Source organism: Pseudomonas sp. COW5, from assembly GCF_026240005.1.
Taxonomy (GTDB): Bacteria; Pseudomonadota; Gammaproteobacteria; order Pseudomonadales; family Pseudomonadaceae; genus Aquipseudomonas; species Aquipseudomonas kribbensis.
Genome location: NZ_JAPHVP010000001.1, coordinates 429,961 through 448,584, shown reverse-complemented (window position 1 = coordinate 448,584; position 18,624 = coordinate 429,961). Strand labels below are relative to the sequence as shown.

At 60.0% G+C, this 18,624-nt stretch carries 14 protein-coding genes; 6 read left to right on the top strand and 8 right to left on the bottom strand.

Features of this window, described 5'->3' with window-relative positions:
- The first annotated feature begins 49 nt into the window (after positions 1-49).
- The 4 genes from OQ248_RS01920 to OQ248_RS29030 all read left to right on the top strand — a co-directional run bounded on the left by OQ248_RS01920 (position 50) and on the right by OQ248_RS29030 (position 6,173).
- Positions 50-391: a helix-turn-helix transcriptional regulator gene (locus tag OQ248_RS01920; protein ID WP_007950435.1), complete on the top strand. Its 342-nt coding sequence runs from the start codon at positions 50-52 to the stop codon at positions 389-391.
- A complete protein-coding gene (locus OQ248_RS01915; RefSeq protein WP_003223109.1) occupies positions 388-759 on the top strand; it encodes a hypothetical protein in 372 nt (123 codons plus the stop codon). The genes OQ248_RS01920 and OQ248_RS01915 overlap by 4 nt, the downstream gene beginning before the upstream one ends.
- Entirely contained in the window at positions 760-1,167 is a 408-nt protein-coding gene (locus OQ248_RS01910) for a sel1 repeat family protein (protein ID WP_248737893.1), read from the top strand.
- Positions 1,168-1,391: 224 nt separating this feature from the next.
- Positions 1,392-6,173: an RHS repeat-associated core domain-containing protein gene (locus OQ248_RS29030; RefSeq protein ID WP_347710542.1), complete on the top strand. Its 4,782-nt coding sequence runs from the start codon at positions 1,392-1,394 to the stop codon at positions 6,171-6,173.
- Between the two features lie 552 nt (positions 6,174-6,725).
- Here the strand turns inward: OQ248_RS29030 and OQ248_RS01885 are convergent.
- A complete protein-coding gene (locus OQ248_RS01885) occupies positions 6,726-8,516 on the bottom strand; it encodes a bifunctional diguanylate cyclase/phosphodiesterase (RefSeq protein WP_265811894.1) in 1,791 nt (596 codons plus the stop codon).
- A gap of 134 nt (positions 8,517-8,650) precedes the next feature.
- A complete protein-coding gene (locus tag OQ248_RS01880; protein ID WP_265811893.1) occupies positions 8,651-10,735 on the bottom strand; it encodes a carboxy terminal-processing peptidase in 2,085 nt (694 codons plus the stop codon).
- A gap of 181 nt (positions 10,736-10,916) precedes the next feature.
- Between OQ248_RS01880 and OQ248_RS01875 the strand changes: the two genes are divergently transcribed.
- Complete coding sequence (locus OQ248_RS01875) at positions 10,917-11,879, top strand: zinc-binding dehydrogenase (RefSeq protein ID WP_119428460.1); 963 nt, start codon at positions 10,917-10,919, stop codon at positions 11,877-11,879.
- A 45-nt stretch (positions 11,880-11,924) separates the two neighbouring features.
- On the opposite strand, the gene OQ248_RS01870 is transcribed toward OQ248_RS01875, so the two are convergent.
- The 6 genes from OQ248_RS01870 to OQ248_RS01845 form a co-directional block, all read right to left on the bottom strand.
- On the bottom strand, positions 11,925-12,578 hold the full coding sequence (locus tag OQ248_RS01870; RefSeq protein ID WP_192553131.1) for an HAD family hydrolase: 654 nt from the start codon (positions 12,576-12,578) through the stop codon (positions 11,925-11,927).
- 34 nt (positions 12,579-12,612) lie between these two features.
- A complete protein-coding gene (locus tag OQ248_RS01865; RefSeq protein ID WP_134825956.1) occupies positions 12,613-13,602 on the bottom strand; it encodes an ABC transporter ATP-binding protein in 990 nt (329 codons plus the stop codon).
- Positions 13,599-14,399: an ABC transporter permease gene (locus OQ248_RS01860; RefSeq protein ID WP_065261898.1), complete on the bottom strand. Its 801-nt coding sequence runs from the start codon at positions 14,397-14,399 to the stop codon at positions 13,599-13,601. The genes OQ248_RS01865 and OQ248_RS01860 overlap by 4 nt, the downstream gene beginning before the upstream one ends.
- Positions 14,386-15,222 carry an ABC transporter permease subunit gene (locus tag OQ248_RS01855; RefSeq protein WP_167748736.1) on the bottom strand — a complete coding sequence of 279 codons (837 nt, stop codon included), beginning with the start codon at positions 15,220-15,222 and terminating at the stop codon, positions 14,386-14,388. The genes OQ248_RS01860 and OQ248_RS01855 overlap by 14 nt, the downstream gene beginning before the upstream one ends.
- 5 nt (positions 15,223-15,227) lie before the next feature.
- Entirely contained in the window at positions 15,228-16,034 is an 807-nt protein-coding gene (locus OQ248_RS01850) for an alkaline phosphatase family protein (RefSeq protein ID WP_265811892.1), read from the bottom strand.
- Between the two features lie 182 nt (positions 16,035-16,216).
- Complete coding sequence (locus OQ248_RS01845; protein ID WP_085710620.1) at positions 16,217-17,281, bottom strand: ABC transporter substrate-binding protein; 1,065 nt, start codon at positions 17,279-17,281, stop codon at positions 16,217-16,219.
- Between the two features lie 351 nt (positions 17,282-17,632).
- Here OQ248_RS01845 and OQ248_RS01840 point away from each other — a divergent pair, with 351 nt between their 5' ends.
- Positions 17,633-18,346 carry a UTRA domain-containing protein gene (locus OQ248_RS01840; RefSeq protein WP_134825959.1) on the top strand — a complete coding sequence of 238 codons (714 nt, stop codon included), beginning with the start codon at positions 17,633-17,635 and terminating at the stop codon, positions 18,344-18,346.
- The last annotated feature ends 278 nt before the right edge of the window (positions 18,347-18,624 follow it).

The following is an 18,624-nucleotide window of genomic DNA, read 5'->3' as shown; positions in this document are numbered from 1 at the left end:
CTAGGGAAAAGTGCCGACTCGCTAAGTGTTGTTGTCCTACGGGGTAGTCATGGATATTCAGATAATTGCACGCGATGGCGAACCCGAATATGCGGTTCTGCCATGGGCTCAGTATCAGGCTCTACTGAAAGCAGCAGGCATTAACGAAGCACCGTCGCAACCGGCTCCAGCGCCGCTTGCGGCCACACCGGACCCGATTCTTCCAGGTCTGGATCAATTACGCAGTTTGCGCGAAGGGAAGGGCATCGCCATCGAGGCGCTCGCCCGCACGGTAGGCATCAGCCCGTCTTACCTGGCCATGATTGAAAGCGGTGAGCGTCTGCCCGACGCTGCGATTCGCCGCAGCCTGGCCTGGGAGTTGACGGTGCCAGGGTGGAGGGAACAATCGTGAGCGTACGCATCAGTCGTCAACATTGGGACGGATTGCTGGGGGAGCTGGACCAGGCGCGCAGGCAGCGCCATCTTCTGACCTATCGAGCCTTGCTCGAACGTCTGCAACTGCCGACTCCGGCGATGCAGACCCTGACCGCTGCGCTGGAGCATCTGGCTGCGCTGGACGCGAAAGCCGAACAACCGTTGCGCAGTTCGCTGGTAATCAGCCAGGGCGCCAGTCGTCTGCCACGCACCGGTTTCTTTGAGTGTGTCGAGCGTCTGGGGCGATTTTCCGGCCCGTCCGATGGTGTTGCCGCCGCCTCTTGGCATGCCTCGGAAGTGGTGCGGGTCTTTGAGTACGAGTACCCGGAATCGGCGGAGGCCTGAGTGTTTTTACGACTCAAGGCGCGGGCAAGTTACTGGCTGGCCCGTAGGCTGTTTCACTGGGCATGGTTTGTCCGTCAGCCCCGAGGCTGGCGCTGGCTCGAAGGGCAATTTGCGCGAATGGCCAACCTGGGCGATGTCGGCGCGCAAAGCTTTTACGGCCACATCCTGACGTTTCGCGGCGTGGGCCTTGGGGCGCGTGAGGAGGGCGTCCGGCTGCTGCGACTGGCGGCGCTGGCCGGGGATGGCAAGGCCGCGTATCAAGTCGGTGTCATCAGTCTTGCCGGTACACCGAGCAAGGCTCCGGACCCTTTGGAAGCGGCTCGTTGGTGGACCATGGCCGCCAAGGCCGGACATCCGTTGGCCGAACTCAAATTGAAGGAGTTGGCCGGCCGGGACTCTTCTTCGTAAACAAGTCATCTGTTCCGTGAGCGGGGCGAGAGGGAAACCTCCCGCCCCGTTTTGCGTCTGCTGTTCGATAAAGATCAGTTACAGACTTCTCCTACATCCTCCGCCTACTCGCCTGACTTCTTTTCCGTTTGATCCCCCGCAAAGTCCTTCGCCTGATTTTTGCGCGAGGGAACGCATATGTTCGACCCGGTTTTTCATTTCGTCATGCGCATGGGAATGCGCTGATGGAAGCTGTCACCCGCATCGAGCAGGAGCTCGACAGCTTTCCCCGCACCCTCGATCTCTATCGCGAACAGCTCAGGCACTGGTTCAGTCGCTCGGCCGACAGTATCAGCCATGCGGCCGATCTGCCGTCGTTGATGGGTATGGAACGGATCATCCGTTTCGGCGCACACAGCACGGCGGTCGCGATTGGCGACAAGCGTTTCTCTTCGGCTGTCGTGCAATGCCCCGAAACCGGGCGGATGGAGATCGAGAGCAAGTTCGAGTCGGTGTACGACATTCCGTTGGGCGACATCGCTGTCGATGTGGTGGCGGTGGATGGCGGCGAGGTCAAGTCGGTCACGCTCGATGCTCAGGGCAAGGGTTTGTTCACCGGTAAGCCGGGCAAGTTCTACCGGGTGGTGGTGCACGGCGAGGCCAGCGAGCAGCAGGTTGATGCGCTTTTCGAGTCCTACGATGGCCTGACCCGGCAGCTGGACAGTTGGTTGCGCAACGAGTGGCAGGGTTTCAAGCCGCAGTGGTCGCAGTCGGTGGCGACGGCGGCGGGTAACGGCCTGCTGGCCGGGAGCTGGGCGGCGATCGAGGGGGTGTGGGACAGCCTCGGGCTGCTGTCGGAGATTCTCCAGAATCCTCTTCAGTTTGCGGGCCGGCTGGGAGATAGCGCGACGGCATTGGCCGAGTTCGCGCAGTCGATGCCGGAGAAAATGGAGCAGCTCCAACTGCTCGTCAGTGACGAGGCGGCGCTGTGTCTGTTGCTGCGCACGGCCAGTCTGTGGCTCGAGATGCTGCCGCCTGGCGAACTCGCGGGGAAAACCGCCGAGGCCGTCTCGATGGTGGTGGTGCAACTGCTGATCGATGTGTTGATCGGCGTTGTGCTGACCTTCGTTGGTGCCGGGGCGGGGATTGCGTATCTGACCTTGCGCCTGGTGGATCGTGGCGCTCAGTTGTTGTCGGCGGTGACGCGTCTGGTGAAGGCGTTGTTTGGCATTGTCGGCGCCGTCATCGACTACGTGAACCACTACAAATCTGTCGCCGCACGGGGCATCGCTGCCGGGGTGAAAAAGGGTCGCATGCAGTTGCGCTGGGATGCCAAACGCAACGCTTCCCTGAAAAAAGACGAGCATCACGACGACAAGCCTGATCAGGCGAAGAACCCCAACGGCGACAGCGCCGACTGTGTGCCCCGGACCTGCACTAACGGTTGCCCGGTGTCGATGGTCACCGGCGAGGAGCTGCTGACCCTGACCGATGGCGTGTTGGATGGATTGCTGCCGTTCGAGTTCAGCCGGCTGTATCGCACCAGTGCGGCGGAAATCGATGTCGGGTTGGGGTTTGGCTGGAGCCATTCGCTGGCGCATCGGCTGGAAGTTGATGGCGACGGGGTGGTCTGGATTGACCATGAGAACCGGCGGACGCGGTTTCCCCTGCCGAGTGGCGAGCGGCCGGCGATTCACAACAGTCTGTCGCGGGCGGCGATCTTTCTCGGGGATGAGCCGGAGGAGCTGATTGTTGCGCTGGCGGGTGAGGCGGCGCGGTTTTATCACTTTCGGGCTGGGCGTCTGACGGCGATTAGCGATGCGTACGGCAACCGGCTGCGTATTGCGCGTGATCGTCTGGATCGCGTTGAGCGCCTCGATAACGGGGCCGGTCGTTCGTTGTTGCTGCGCTACGAGCGGGCGCATCTGGTCGCGGTCGATTATCAGGTTTTTCGGGAGTCTGCCTGGCGTACCGAGCAGACGCTGATCAGCTACCGCTTCGATGCCCGTCATCGGTTGATCGAAGCGACCAACGCCGTCGGCGAAAGCGAGCATTACGACTACGACGATCAGCACGTCATCCTGCAGCGGCAGTTGACGGGCGGCGCGAGCTTCTTCTGGGAGTGGGAGCGTTCCGGCAAGGCGGCGCGTTGCGTGCGGCACTGGGCGTCGTTTTCGCAGATGGACACGCGTTACGTCTGGGATGACGCCGGCAGTGTGCGGGTGCAGTACGTCGACGGTCGTGAAGAGGTTTACGTCCACGACGACACGGCGCGGCTGGTACGCCAGGTCGCCGCCGACGGTGGCGAGCAGCTCAAGGCCTACGATGCGCAAGGCCGACTGATCGCCGAGCAGGATGCGCTGGGGGCAGTCACCGAGTACTGCTACGACGACGTCGGACGGCTGATCGCGCTGATTCCGCCGGACGATGCGCCGACGTCCTACGAGTATCGCAATGGTTTCCTGCACCGCCGTAGCCGGGGCGAGGCGGAGTGGACCTACCGGCGCAATGCCCAGGGCGATATCACCGAGGCGGTCGATCCTGACGGCCATGCCACCCATTACCACTACGACCCGCAGGGGCGGCTGCTGTCGATCCGTTATCCGGACAGTGGCCGGCACGTGTTCGTGTGGAACGACCTTGGCCAGTTGATCGAGGAAAGTCTGCCGGACGGTGGGGTTCGCAAGTTCTCCTACGATGCCTTGGGGCGACGGATTACGGCGCAGGACGAACACGGCGCGGTCACCCGCCATGTGTGGGACGCCGTTGGCCGGCTGATCCAGACCACCTTGCCGAATGGCGCCACCCGTGCCTGGTCCTACAGCGCCTACGGCCAGATCACCGCCGAACGCGATGAGCTGGGTCGGATCACCCGCTACGAGTATGACGACGATCTGCACCTGGTCAGCCGGCGGATCAATCCCGACGGCACGCGGCTGCAATACCGCTACGACCATGCGCAGCTGTTGCTGACGGAGATCGAGAACGAGTCTGGCGAAAAGTACCGGCTGGACTACACGCCCACCGGATTGATCCGACAGGAAACCGGTTTTGATGGTCGACGTACCGCGTATGCCTACGACCGCAACGGTCATCTGCTGGAGAAGACTGAATACGGCGATGACGGCTCGACGCTGGTCACCGCTTATGAGCGTGACAGTGCCGGGCGTCTGCTCCGCAAGACCCTGCCTGATGGCAACACGGTTGAATACCGCTACGACCGTCTAGGCCGCTTGGTCGGGGTGGATGACGGCCAGGATCACCCACTGGCCTTCGAATACGATCTGCAGGGCCGCCTGGTCCGCGAGCATCAGGGCTGGGGCACCTTGCGTTACACCTACGACGCCTGTGGCCAACTCACCCGGATGCGTCTGCCGGACAACAGCAAGCTCGATTACCACTACGCCAAGGGCGGCACGCTGACCGCGATCGACCTCAACGGCGCCTTGCTCACCCGCCACGTCTACCAGAACGGTCGCGAACAGCAGCGCCAGCAGGGCCTGTTGCTCAGCGAATATGCCTACGACGAGCAGGGCCGCTTGCTGTCCCACGCCGTAGGCCATCAACGCAGCGCGCTGTACCGCCGCGACTTTGCCTACAGCGCCAACGGCAATCTCGAACACATCACCGACACCCGCCACGGCCAGCGCAGCTACCAGTACGACGCCCTCGACCGGCTGATCCGCGTGCGACACACCCGTGATGACGTGCCGGAAAACTTCGCCCACGACCCGGCCGGCAACCTGCTGATGCAAGACCACCCGGGCCCGACCAGCATCAAGGGCAATCGCCTGCTGATGCAGGGCGACCGCCACTACGACTACGACGCCTTCGGCAACCTGATCCGCGAACGCCGTGGTCGCGCCCAACAACTGGTCACTGAATACCGCTACGACAGCCAGCACCGCCTGATCGGTCTGACCCGTCCGGATGGCAGCAGCGCCACCTACCAATACGACGCCTTCGGTCGCCGCATCCGCAAAACCGTCGACGGCCAGACCACCGAGTTCTTCTGGCAAGGCGACCACCTGATCGCCGAAAGCAGCCAGGAACAGCACCGCAGCTTCATCTACGAACCTGGCACCTTCCGCCCTCTGGCGATGCTCGACGGCAAGGGCCCAAAACGCGCCTGCCCGTTCTACTACCAACTCGACCACCTCGGCACCCCGCAGGAACTGACCGACTACAGCGGCGACATCGTCTGGTCAGCCAAATACAGCGCCTACGGCAAGGTCACCTCGCTGGAACTGGCGACCGACGACTACCTCGACCAGCCGCTGCGCTTTCAGGGGCAGTACTTCGATGCGGAAAGCGGGCTGCATTACAACCGGCATCGGTATTACGACCCGGACGTTGGACGGTACCTGACACCGGATCCGGTGAAGCTGGCGGGTGGGTTGAATCAGTACCGGTACGTGCCGAATCCGACGGGGTGGGTGGATCCGTTGGGGTTGAGTTGTACTTGCCCGCCGCCGACCCCGCGCCGTCCGATGCGATACGAAGCGGGTCGCGTGGTCGTCGAAGAGGGCGCGCCCCCTCTGCCAAAGATGGCAGCGCAGGAGCGGCGGGCGAGGATTGATGAGGTAGCAGAGGAGAACGCCAAGCGACGCGTAACTGAATATGAAGACCTTTATGGTATGCACACCGTCAAAAAACATAGTTCTGAAATTTCTGATCCGGCACTTAGGCAGCGAGCTATCGATGGTACTGATCCTCACACTGGCGCCACCCCAACACCACCCAGAGGAAATCCAAGCTCACAGTTTCATAACTGGCGAATGCATTTGGGTGCATTAAATAAGGCGATGACTAGGGATAAAAATGGCTTAATCAGGCATACGGGAAAGGATCAGAATGATAATCCGATAGTTAGGTTTGAATTGCCTGGAGCAGGGCGGGGGTATAAACCAAATAGGACAGATCCGCAAAATCCGATACTGAATGAGAATATGAACTGGTTTGAAGTTAAGTTTGATGAGATAAACACGCAAGAACCATTTACAGGCTTCCCGTCGGAGAAAAAATAATGCTGAAAGATCCCTATTTGAATGAGCGATTCGAACCAAGATTAACCTGGTTTATTGGCGTTTTCGATGTTTATGATCGAGAGGAGACTCGAGGCCTAGAACTAGCTGTATATAATCCGAATATTCCTGAGGATAGAGAGATTCTCATCAGGAAGTATTGTCTGAACCTGCCATACCTTTCATATAGACATAAGCTGGTTTTGGTTGAAGCCTTAAAAGTAGCGTTAGATGATTCAAGCTATGATTTTAGTAGTCTCTTTTGTATTGATGAGTGCGAGACGTCTAGCTGGCCCAGGGGGGAATGGTATGCGTTAGACAATTCACGTTGTTTTTTTAAAGAGGTCTACCGTTTGGCGGGAGATATCTGGAGGGAAGACCTTGAACTCGCAGCGAGTGAGGATAGATCCACATGGTGAGTGTGACTGTTAAAATTAAAATAAATAATTGGAGTTATTGGCTTTGTTTGCTGAGTTAGTGTTTTGGTATTTAATTAGTTACGTTAACCTACCCTTCGTGTGCAGCCCTGCTTCCGCGGGGGACGTGGTCTGGGGCTCAGCGTTGACCCATTAGTTGCGGAGAGTGAAGCTCGGAAGCGGCGAGACTATCAATCACATGCACACTATACCCCGGCACATTCTTAGCATGATGCTTCGCCTGCGAAGCCATCTCCGCCAACTGGCTCGCATCCAGTTGCGCACAAGCTTCAGGATGCAAATGCACCACGCCAATGGACAGTGACAACAACGGAAACTCCTGCCGAATTCCCTGGCGATTCGGCGCAACAAAACACCCAGCCTCAAGGTGTTCGGGCCGATAAAACCGTCGACATTGGCTCTGGAAATCATCCAGTAATTGGTTCAGCCGTTTACGCCAATCCTCCGGCCCGAGCACCAACAGGAAATCATCCCCGCCAATATGCCCGACGAAATCACGGGATGGGTCGACACGTTCGTTCAGGCATTGGGCCAGACACAACAACACCTCATCCCCCCGCCCATACCCATAGATATCGTTAAAGGGTTTGAAGCTATCGATATCGACATAGCAAATAACCGACTCCCGTCCCTGTTGCAGCAGGCGGGTGAGGCATTGCTGGATCGGTACGTTGCCGGGTAGCAGAGTCAGCGGATTGGCATACCGAGCCTGCTGGATTTTCAGTTCGGTAATCAGTTTGAGCACGTCGATCACCCGCCCCAGGCCCAGATAGCTGCCATTGAGGGTGATGATGAAATCTTCTTCGATGCGCTGTCGGGCGCGGCTGGTGATCAGGCGGCTGACTTGTTGCAGCGACTGGCTCATTTCCACGGCGAGGAAGTCGTCGTTCATCAGGCGGCTGATCGGTTTGCGGGCGAACAGGTCGGTGGCGAATGGCTTGAGCAGCGCGTCGGACAATGAATGGCGATGCACGATGCCGCAGGGTTGGCCTTGTTCGTCGAGTACCGCCAGTGAGTTCAGGTTGGCCTGGCGTCGAAACGCTTCGAGGACCGTGGCGGTGGGTGTGTCGCGATTCACGGCCGGCTGATCGTTGAGCAGGGCGCTGAGGTCGCTGCCTTCGTCATTCAGCGCCACGGCGCTGCTGTCGTGTTTGGGCATCAGGGCCCGGGCGTCGCGTGGCGGGTGTTCTTGCGGACGCCCGAGCAGGTAGCCCTGGACCAGATCCACACCCATCTCGGTCAGCACCGCTAGCTCTTCCGGCAATTCGATACCTTCGGCAATTACCTGGGCCCGGGAGGCCTTGGCGATTTGCAGGATCGATCCGACGAACTCGCGTTTCAGCGCATCCTGGTGAATGCCGTCGATAAAGTGCCGGTCGATCTTCACGTAATCCGGCCGCAGCTCCGACCACAGGCGCAGGCTCGAATAACCCGCGCCCAGATCGTCGAGGGCAATCGAAAACCCCATCGCCCGATAGTGATGCAGAGCGGTCTGCAGCAATTGGAAGTCGTCGATCGGCGTCTGCTCAGTGAGTTCGATCACCACCTGGCTCGGTGGAATGCCGAAGTCCTGCAGCAGTTGCAGCGTGCGCCCCGGCTGGTGTGCGGCTTCGAGCAGGGATTCGGGAGAGACGTTGAGAAACAGTTTGCCCGGCAGTTGCTGTTCGTTGAAACGGCGGCAGGCGCTTTGCCGGCAGGCGATTTCCAGTTCGCTCAAACGCCCGGCCTGACGAGCCACGGCGAACAGGGCGATGGGGGAGTGCAGCGGGCTGTTGGACGGGCCGCGAGTCAGGGCTTCATAACCGAGAATGCGTCGTTCAGAGAGGCAAATGATCGGCTGGAACAGGCTGTGCAAACCGCTTTGAGTCAGGATCGAGCTCAAGGCACTCAGCTGTTCGGTCGTGGTCATGGCAATCTCTGGCGATAAAAAAAGGACTGGGAGCGCTCTCGATGAAGAGAACCGCTCCCAGTCCTTTATTGCACGACAGAATGATGACTGTTTGATGACGATCCGGGGATCGTCACCATTAAATTGCCATCACCTTACTTCTTGGCCACCTGATTGCTCAGCTTCAGGTAATCCAGCAACACGCGCCCGGTCTCGCTCAGGTAGGCGTCGTCTTCCGGTTTGACCTTGTCCGGCTCGGCTGCCGCGAGGGCGTCGTCGTCCTCTTTCTTCAGCTCTTTGAGCGGTTCTTCGCCTTTGGCCTTGCGACGGATGTTTTCCATCGCCAGTTGCTTGGCGTCGATGTCGGCGTGCTGGGCACGACGATCGGCTTCATTGAGGCTGACGGTTTTCTCTTCCAGCAGCTTCTGCGCCAGGGCCAACTTGTCGCGGATGAACACGAACTCCGCGTCCTTCGCCGAGCGGGCATCATGCTCGGACTTGAGCTGGGCCAGGTACGGCTTGAACGGGTCGACCGCCGGTTTGATCGCCGCGCGGATGGTGTCCCACGGCATGGCTTCCGGCAGGGCGCTCTCGCCGATTTCCTTGGTGTCGATGATCGACGGGTAGTCGATGTCCGGCAGTACGCCCTGATGCTGGGTGCTCTGGCCGGAAACCCGGTAGAACTTGGCCAGGGTCAGCTTCAGTTCGCCATGGTTCAGCGGCTGAATGGTCTGCACGGTGCCTTTGCCGAAGGTCTGGCCACCGATGATCAGTGCGCGGTGGTAGTCCTGCATGGCGCCGGCGAAGATCTCCGAAGCCGAGGCGGACAGGCGGTTGACCAGCAGCGCCATCGGGCCTTTGTAGAACGCGCCCGGGTTTTCGTCTTCAAGCACGTCGACCCGGCCATCGGCGTTACGCACGAGCACGGTAGGGCCCTTGTCGATGAACAGGCTGGTCAGCTCGGTAGCTTCCTGCAGGGAACCGCCGCCGTTGTTGCGCAGGTCGATGACCACGCCGTCGACTTTCTCTTTCTGCAGTTCGGTCAGCAGTTTCTTGACGTCGCGAGTGGTGCTCTTGTAATCCGGATCACCGGCGCGGAACGCCTTGAAGTCCAGGTAGAAGGCCGGAATCTCGATCACGCCGAGCTTGTAGTCCTTGCCGTCCTGTTTGAGGCTCAGGATGGATTTCTTCACGGCCTGGTCTTCGAGCTTCACCGCTTCACGGGTGATCGGCACGATCTTGCTGGTCTGGTCGTTCGGCGCATTGCTGGCCGGGATGACTTCCAGACGTACCACGGTGCCTTTCGGACCACGGATCAGCTTGACCACTTCGTCCAGGCGCCAGCCGACCACGTCGACCATCTCTTTGTTGCCCTGGGCAACGCCGATGATCTTGTCGGCAGGAGCAACCTGCTTGGTCTTGTCCGCAGGACCTGCCGGCACCAGGCGCACGACCTTCACCTGGTCGTTGTCGCTCTGCAACACGGCGCCGATGCCCTCGAGGGACAGGCTCATGTTGATGTCGAAGTTTTCCGCGTTATCCGGCGACAGATAGTTGGTGTGCGGATCGTAAGACATGGCGAAGGTGTTGATGTACGCCTGGAAGATGTCTTCGGCACGGGTCTGGTCCAGACGCGCCAACTGGTTCTTGTAGCGCTTGGTCAGGGTTTCCTGGATCTGCTTCGGCTCTTTGCCGGCGATCTTCTGCCGCAGCACTTCGTCCTTGACGCGTTTGCGCCACAGGTCGTCAAGTTCGGCAGTGGACTTGAGCCACGGGGCATCCTTGCGATCGATCAGCAAGGTTTCCTTCGTGGTGAAGTCCATCTTGTCGACGCCTTTGTCCAGCTCGGCGATCGCGAAGTCCAGACGCGCCTTCACGCGGTCCAGATAACGCTTGTAGATGGTGAAGCCGGCGTTGAGGTCGCCGCTCTTGAGGAAGTCGTCGAACTGGAACTTCCACTTGTCGAATTCGGCGATGTCGCTGGCCATGAAGTAGCTGCGCGATGGGTCCAGCAGCTTGATGTAGCTGTCGTAGATGATCGCCGAGCGCGCATCGTCGAGCGGCGGCTTGCTGTAGTGGTGGCGCTTGAGCAACTCGACGACGTTCAGACTGGCAATCACTTCATCGCGATCAGGCTGCAACTTGTCCCAGCTGTTGGCTGCGAATGTGCTGCCCGACACCGGCAAGAGGCCGATACCGATGAAAAGAGCGAGGGCGGTGCTGGGGAGCAGATGCTTCATGCTGATTCGACGCGGGGACAATTGATAACGCATATTAGGCCGTCTTTGAAGTCGCCGGTACCTCTACGCTCTGTACGATAACTGCTGTTCAGCGATCGTTCAGACCCCAGGGCCGGTCGCATAATGCAAAAAGCCCGGCGCTACAGCTTCGGGCTCAGTCCAGACTCACTATGGAGGCACTGTGAAGGCATTGCAAGGCGTTGAAGGTCAAGTGGCATGGGTTGATGAACCAAGTCCTACATGTGATGTAGGACAAGTTCGCATCCGGGTGGCGGCAGCGGGCCTCAATCGCGCGGATTTATTACAGAAGGCGGGGCTTTATCCACCGCCGCCGGGTGCCAGTCAGGTGCTGGGGCTTGAATGCTCCGGAGTGATCAGCGAAGTCGGCGCCGGCTCGTCCTGGCAGGTCGGTGATCGGGTCTGCGCCTTGCTGGCCGGGGGCGGGATGGCCGAAGAAGTGGTCGTCGACGGGCGGCATGTGCTGCCGGTTCCGGAAGGTGTGTCGCTGATCGAAGCGGCTGCACTGCCTGAGGTATACGCGACGGTCTGGCTGAATGTGTTTCAACTCGCTGCGCTCAAACCGGGTGAGAAAGTTCTTCTGCATGCCGGCGCCAGTGGCATCGGTTCCGCCGCCATTCAACTGTGCAAGGCGTTTGGCAATCCGTGCTGGGTCAGCGTCGGATCGGCCGAGCGTTTGGCCTACTGTGAAGCGCTGGGCGCCCAGGGCGGTGTGGTGCGCACTGACGATCTGGAAAGCCTGCGGGACTTCGGGCCGTTCGATGTGATCCTGGATCCGGTCGGCGGCAATTACTCGGCGCTGAATCTGAAGCTGATGGCTCAGGACGGACGCTGGGTGTTGATCGGCCTGATGGGTGGCCGCGAAGCGAAACTCGATCTGGCCCAGGTGCTGGCCAAGCGTGTGCAACTGCTGGGCTCGACCCTGCGCAGCCGCGACGATCAGTTCAAGGCGGATCTGTTCAGCGATCTGAGCCAGCACGTGTGGCCGCTGTTTTCCGAAGGGCGCCTGAAGCCGCAACTGGCCAAAACCTTTGCGATCAAGGATGCCGAGGCGGCGTTCGCCGAGCTGGCGAGCAACACGGTCGCCGGGAAGCTGGTACTGGTGATCGACGACAGCCTGAGCTGACCATCAAGGCTTGTGGGAGCAAGTGTGCTCCCACAAGGCAATCGCTTACTTCCAGAGATGGATCGGCCAGCCAGCTTTCTCGGCCTGCTCGCGCAACACCGGATCCGGATTGACCACGTGCGGGAAATCCACCTTCAGCAGCAGCGGCAGGTCATTGCGTGAGTCGGAATAGAAACTCGCGCCCTCAAGGTTTTCCTCTTCGGCGTCCAGCCACTCCAGCAAACGGGTGATCTTGCCTTCGCGATAGGTCAGGGTGCCCACGGTGTGGCCGCTGTACACGCCATGGGCCACTTCGAGTTCGATGCCCAGAACTTCATCGATGCCAAGTCGTTCGGCAATCGGTTTGACCAGGTGTGTGCCCGAGGCCGAGATCACCAGAATCCGGTCACCGGCCTTGCGGTGGGCGGCGATGGTTTTGGTCGCGTCGCTGAAGATGATCGGCTCGATGAAGTCTTCCACCCAGGGACCAACCAGATGCTCGACTTCTTCCGGGGTGCGACCGATCAGCGGTTCGAGGCTGAACTCCATGTAGTCTTCCATGCGCAACTTGCCATGGCTGTAGGCGTCCATGAGTTCATTGTTCTTGCGCATGAACGACTCGGGATCGACCCAGCCCAGGCGGCCCATCTGCTCGCTCCAGAGGGTGGCGCAGTCGCCGTGGATCAGGGTTTCGTCCAGATCAAAAATTGCCAGGGCCATCAGTGCAGTTCTCTCTTCAACGTCAGCAAAGTCATCAGGCTACCTCACACAGGGCTGTCGGATCGATGGAAAGCGCCAGGCGCTGACCGTCGGGATGCAGATCCGCCGCCGAACGGTTGAGCACATCCACCACCAGTTCCACGCCCCGGGCCTCGATGCGGTAGCGGATCACGTTGCCCAGCAGGCTGTGGCTGCGAATCTGCGCATCGAGTTCGCCGTTCAGGCTCAGTTCGATGGCCTCCGGGCGAATCGCGATGCGGTGGTTGATCGGCCGCTGCAACAGCTTCGAGGCACTCTCGGCATCCAGCAGGTTGTAGTTGCCGATGAAACCGGCGGCGAACACGTCGACCGGTGCGGTGTAGAGGGTTTCGGCATCGCCGCTTTGTACGATCTTTCCCTGATTCATCAGGAAAATCCGGTCAGACATGGTCAGGGCTTCTTCCTGATCGTGGGTGACGAAAATCGTGGTCAGGCCGAGCTCGCGCTGGATCTGACGGATCTGTTCACGCAGGTGTTTGCGAATCCGTGCATCAAGGGCCGACAGCGGTTCATCCAGCAACAACAGACGCGGGCGGGTGACCAAAGAGCGGGCGAGGGCGACACGCTGGCACTGACCGCCGGAGAGTTGATGTGGATAACGACTGGCGAAGTCGTTGAGTTCAACCAGTTTCAACGCCTCGGTGACACGCTTGTGGCTGTCGTCCGGATTGACCTTTTGCATGCGCAGACCAAAGGCGACGTTCTGCTCCACGGTCATGTTGGGAAACAGCGCATAGCTCTGGAACACCATGCCGATCCCGCGTTTCTGTGGCGTCAGCGGCACGATGTCGACGCCATCGAGCAGAATCTTGCCGCCATCCACCGGCGTCAGGCCGGCGATGCAACGCAGCAGGGTGGATTTGCCGCAACCGGACGGGCCGAGCAAGGTGACGAATTCACCCTTCTGGATTTCGCAGTTGATGTCGCTGAACACCGTGGTGCCGGCGTAGTTTTTTTGCAGGTGTTGGACGCTGACATAGCTCATTCGCTTTTGTCCTTGTTCAAGATGTTGGCGACCCAGGTCAGGACCAGCACGAAAAAGAAGTAGGAAATCACCAGAGCACTGGTGAAGTGGCCGCTGCTGTTGCGCATGTTGTTGAGGTAGACCTGCAGGGTTTCGTAGCGGGTGCCGACCAGAATGTTGGCAAACACGAACTCACCGAACAGGAACGAGAACGACAACAGCAACGCGACCATCAGGCCCTTGCGCAGGTTCGGCAGCACCACCAGAAACGCGGCCTGAAAGGTGCTGGCGCCAAGCAGTTGGGCGGCGTCCATCAGGTCGCGCAGGTTGATCGCCTGCAGGTTGTTGGTAATCGCCCGGTACATGAACGGCAGCGCCACGGTGAAGTAGCAACCGATCAGGATCCACGGCGTGCCGACCATTGCGAACGGCCCGGAACCATAGAGCTGCAACAGACCCACCGACGACACCACCGGCGGTACCGCGAAGGGCAGCAGGATCAGGATGTTCATCAGCGCATCGAGTTTCGGGAAGTGGTAATGCACCACGAACAGCAGCGGCAAAATCAGCACCACCGAGAGGATCAGCGCGCCGACGCACACCAGCAGCGACTGGCCGAAGGCGTGCAGGAAGCGCGGGTCGCTCCACAACTGGATGTACCACTTGAAGGTGAAGCCGCTGGGCAGCACGGTGGCCGACCAACTGCTGGCGATCGAGTAGATCAGGGTGCCCAGCAGCGGCAGCAGCAGAATGGCGAACAGCAGGTAGACCACGACGCGGTGGTAGACGCCGGCCGGGCCGGATTCAGCGCGAGACATGGTAGCTCCTCTTCAGCAGCAGTTGATGCACGACGGTCACCAGGGTCATCAGCGCCACCAGCACCACGGCCAGGGCGCTGGCCAGGTTCGGATCGAGGGAAATGTCGCCGGACACCATCGCCGCGATGCGGATCGGCAGCACGTTGAAGTTGCCGGTGGTCAGCGCGTACACCGTGGCATAGGCGCCGAGGGCGTTGGCCAGCAGGATCACGAAGGTGCCGAGCAGGGCCGGGGTCAGCACCGGCAGGCCGATGTGGCGCCAGAACTGCCAGCCGTCAGCGCCGAGCAGCGCGGCGGATTCACGCCAGTCTTCACGCAGGGCATCGAACGCCGGGTACAGCAGCAGGACGCCGAGGGGAATCTGGAAGTAGGTGTAGAGGATGATCAGTCCGGTTTTCGAGTACAGGTTGAAATCCTGAATGATCCCGGCCTGTTTCAGCATGATGGTGATGCTGCCGTTGAAGCCGAGCAGGATGATGAACGCAAAGGCCAGGGGCACGCCGGCGAAGTTGCTGGTCATGTTGGCGAAAGCGTTGACGAAATTGCGCAGTTTCGAATCGACCCGGCGCAGGGAGTAGGCGCCGAGCACCGCGATGATGATCCCGAACACGCTCGACCAGAAACTGATTTCGAGGCTGTACTGGATCGCTTGCAGATAGAACTTCGAATTGAAGATCTTGCTGAAATTGGCGAAACCCCAGCCGAACTCTTCCGATTGCAGGCTGTTGATCATCACCCAGACCAGCGGGGCGATTTCGAACACGATAAAGAACAGCGCAAAAGGCACCAGGCACAGGGCGGCCAGCCATTTGCCGCGAGTCATTGAGTTCACTTGAGCAACTCCCGGCACACAGGTTTGTCGTGGGGTACGCCGAGCAAATCGCAAACGGTGCCGCAGATGTCGGTCTGCTTCGGCATGGCGTCCGCGTTCAGACTGAAGGCATCACCGAGCACGAACAGCGGCACCTGGCGTTCTTCCGGCAGCAGGCCGTTGTGCGAGCGATCGTTGTTCATGCCGTGGTCGGCGGTCACCAGTACCTGATAGCCAGCATCGAGCCAGCCTTGCAGGTAATCGGCGAGAATGATGTCGGCGCTGCGGGCACTGTTGCGGTATTGCGGGGTGTCGAGGCCGTGCTTGTGCCCGGCGTCGTCGATGTTCATCGGATGGATCAGCAGAAAGTCCGGGGCGTGGCGCAGGCGCAGGTTTTCCGCGTCGGCGAACAGGTGCGAGTCCGGATAGTGATCGTTCCAGTAGAAGTGGCCGTGCTGGATCGGCAGTGCCGGGTCATCGGTGTGACGATCCCTGGCGGCAACGAACGGCGAGCGGTTGTACAGCTCGCTGACCCAGTGGTACGCCGCGGCGGCGGTTTTCAGACCGGCATCGCGGGCGTAGTGATAGATGCTGCGCTGGTTGGACAGGCGCGAGACGTTGTTGTGGACGATGCCGCTGTCGATGGGCGGTACGCCCGTGAGGATGCATTCGTAAAGCGGTCGGGACAGGGCCGGCAGCTCGCACTCCAACTGGTAGAGCGCGGCGCGTCCTGCGCCGACGTAAGCCTGCAGATGCCCCATGGCGTGACGCGCGACCTCGTAATTAAGGCCGTCGAGCACGACAAGGATGACGTTGTGCTTCATAGGGGCAAAAACTCCGCGAAACAATAAAAACGGGAAACTCGAAATCGACACGGATCCTGTGGGAGCGGGCTTGCCCGCGAAGGCGTCATGTCATTCAACCCATGTGTTGAATGTGAAATTGCCATCGCGGGCAAGCCCGCTCCCACAGGGTTTTGTGCCAGACCCAGTGGGGATCTATCGGCTTACTTCATCTCTACGATGACTTCTTCGTTCCACTTCTGCGGCAGGGCCTTGGAGGTTTTCTCCCACGCATCGGCGTCCTTGATCGGCGTAACCTTCTTGTACTGCTCGTTCGGCAGCAGCTTGGCTTTCACGTCTTCCGGCAGGGTCAGGTGCTCGGCGCGGATCGGACGGGCGTTGCCGCGGGCGAGGTTGGTCTGGCCGGCGTCGCTGAAGATGTATTCGCGGGTCAACTTGGCGGCGTTCGGGTTTTTCGCGTATTTGTTGATGATGGTGGTGTAGCCGGAAATCACCGAGCCGTCGGACGGGATCAGCACCACGTAGTCATCCGGGTTGGCCATCTTGGCCTTGTAGCTCAGGCCGTTGAAGTCCCAGACCACGCCGACTTCGATCTCGCCTTTTTCCATGGTGGCGATGGTCGGGTTGGCCATCGACAGGCGACCCTGCTTGGCGATGTCTGCGAACAGCAGCAGGGCAGGCTGGATGTTTTTCTCGTCGCCGCCGTTGGCCAGTGCTGCGGCGAGTACGCCGTTGGCCGCTTGTGCAGCGGTGCTCACGTCACCGATCGAGACCTTGTATTTGCCGCCCTTGAGGTCAGCCCATTTGGTCGGCACTTCGGAGCCGTGCAACAGCTTTTTGTTGACGATGAAAGCGATGGTGCCGGTGTAGGCCAGTGCCCAGTTGCCGTCCTTGTCCTTGGCCCATGCAGGCACTTGATCCCAGGTGGTCGGCTTGTACGGTTGCACCACGCCTTGCTTGACCGCGATCGGGCCGAAAGCGGCGCCGACGTCGCCGATGTCGGCGGTGGCGTTGTCTTTCTCGGCGGCGAACTTGGCGATTTCCTGGGCCGAGCTCATATCGGTGTCGATGTGTTTCAGGCCGTAGGTCTTGGCCAGGTCTTCCCAGGTGCCTTTCCAGTTGGCCCAGTCATCGGGCATGCCGACGCTGTTGACGGCGCCTTCCGCTTTCGCAGCGGCTTCGAGGGTTTTCAGATCATCAGCCGCCATGGCGGCGGTGCACATGGCAATGGTCGAGCCTAACAGTGTTGCCAGGAAAAGCTGTTTCATTCCGAAGCTCCTTGGTCGTGTTCAACGCTGCGATTGCGGTTTGTGTTGGTCTAGGTCAGCAATACCTGAGCCAATGTAGGGGGGCTGGATGACACTTTGATGTCGGCGGATGCCTGGCCAGCGATTATTTTCTCCGGTATCTACGGCTGCCCGGTAAGCGTAGACCACCCTCAAAGTCCCGGCTGGCAAGGGACTTGGCCGATGTATTGCAAGTTGTCAGCGCGACCGTTCGGTAGTTTTGTCATCTCTCGGTCATCTGCACTGCCTAGGCTTGCAACACGATCGAACGGCGCAATAGTCGTGCGGTTTTGCCCCGAAACAGTGCTGGTCTAGTCCAGATAGGTAACGTTGATGCGCGATGAGGCAACAAAAGCGGTGACAGCCATTGGGCAGATCCTTCAGGAGCAGCTCGACCATGGTTTGCTCGTGGCGGGCAGCAAGTTGCCGGCCGAGCGCAAGCTCAGCGAGTTGTTCGGCACTACGCGCATTACGGTGCGTGAAGCCTTGTTGCAACTGGAGGCCCAAGGGCAGATTTATCGCGAGGAGCGTCGGGGCTGGTTCGTGTCGCCGCCGCGTCTGGCCTATAACCTGATGCAGCGCAGTCACTTTCACGCGATGGTCAGTGCGCAGGGGCGGGTGCCGTCGACCGAGGTGATTTCGGCGCGGTTGCAGCCGGCGTCAGCGGCGGTCTGTGCGTGGTTGCAGTTGCCGGCGTTGTCGAGCGTGATTCAGATTTGCCGGTCGCGGCGGATCGACGGGCGGCTGGTGTTGTATGTGGAGCATTATCTGAATCCGCAGTATTTCCCGGGGATTCTGGAGTTTGATTTGAATCAGTCGATTACCGAGCTGTATGCGCGGCATTACGATTTGCACTATGGGCGGGTGCGGTTCGAGATTGTGCCGACTTCTTTATCGGTCGATGCGGCGGCGGCTTTGCGGGTGTCGGTGGGGAGTCCGGGGTTGCGGATTGCTCGGGTCAATTATGATCAGTCGGGGCGGTTGATTGATTGTGATCTGGAGTTTTGGCGGCATGATGCGATTCACGTTGGGGTTGATGTTGTTTGACCTTGGCGGCCTCAGGGCCGACCAGGTTTTGGGTTGTTTTGGGTGAATATCCGTTGCTTCGGGTGTTGCGGCTGGCGGTTCCGCTCTTACAGCGGGTCACTTTTTCAAACGCCAAAAAGTAACCAAAAGGCTGGGCCCCTGCGTTCGGCCCCTCGCTGAGGCTCGGGGTTCCTTCGTTCCGGGATTCATCCGGGGGCATCGCCTACGGTTTGCTTCGCTGCACCTCCTCTCGATGTGTTTGGCTTCGCCAAACGGCGCTACGCGCCTACCCCCGGATG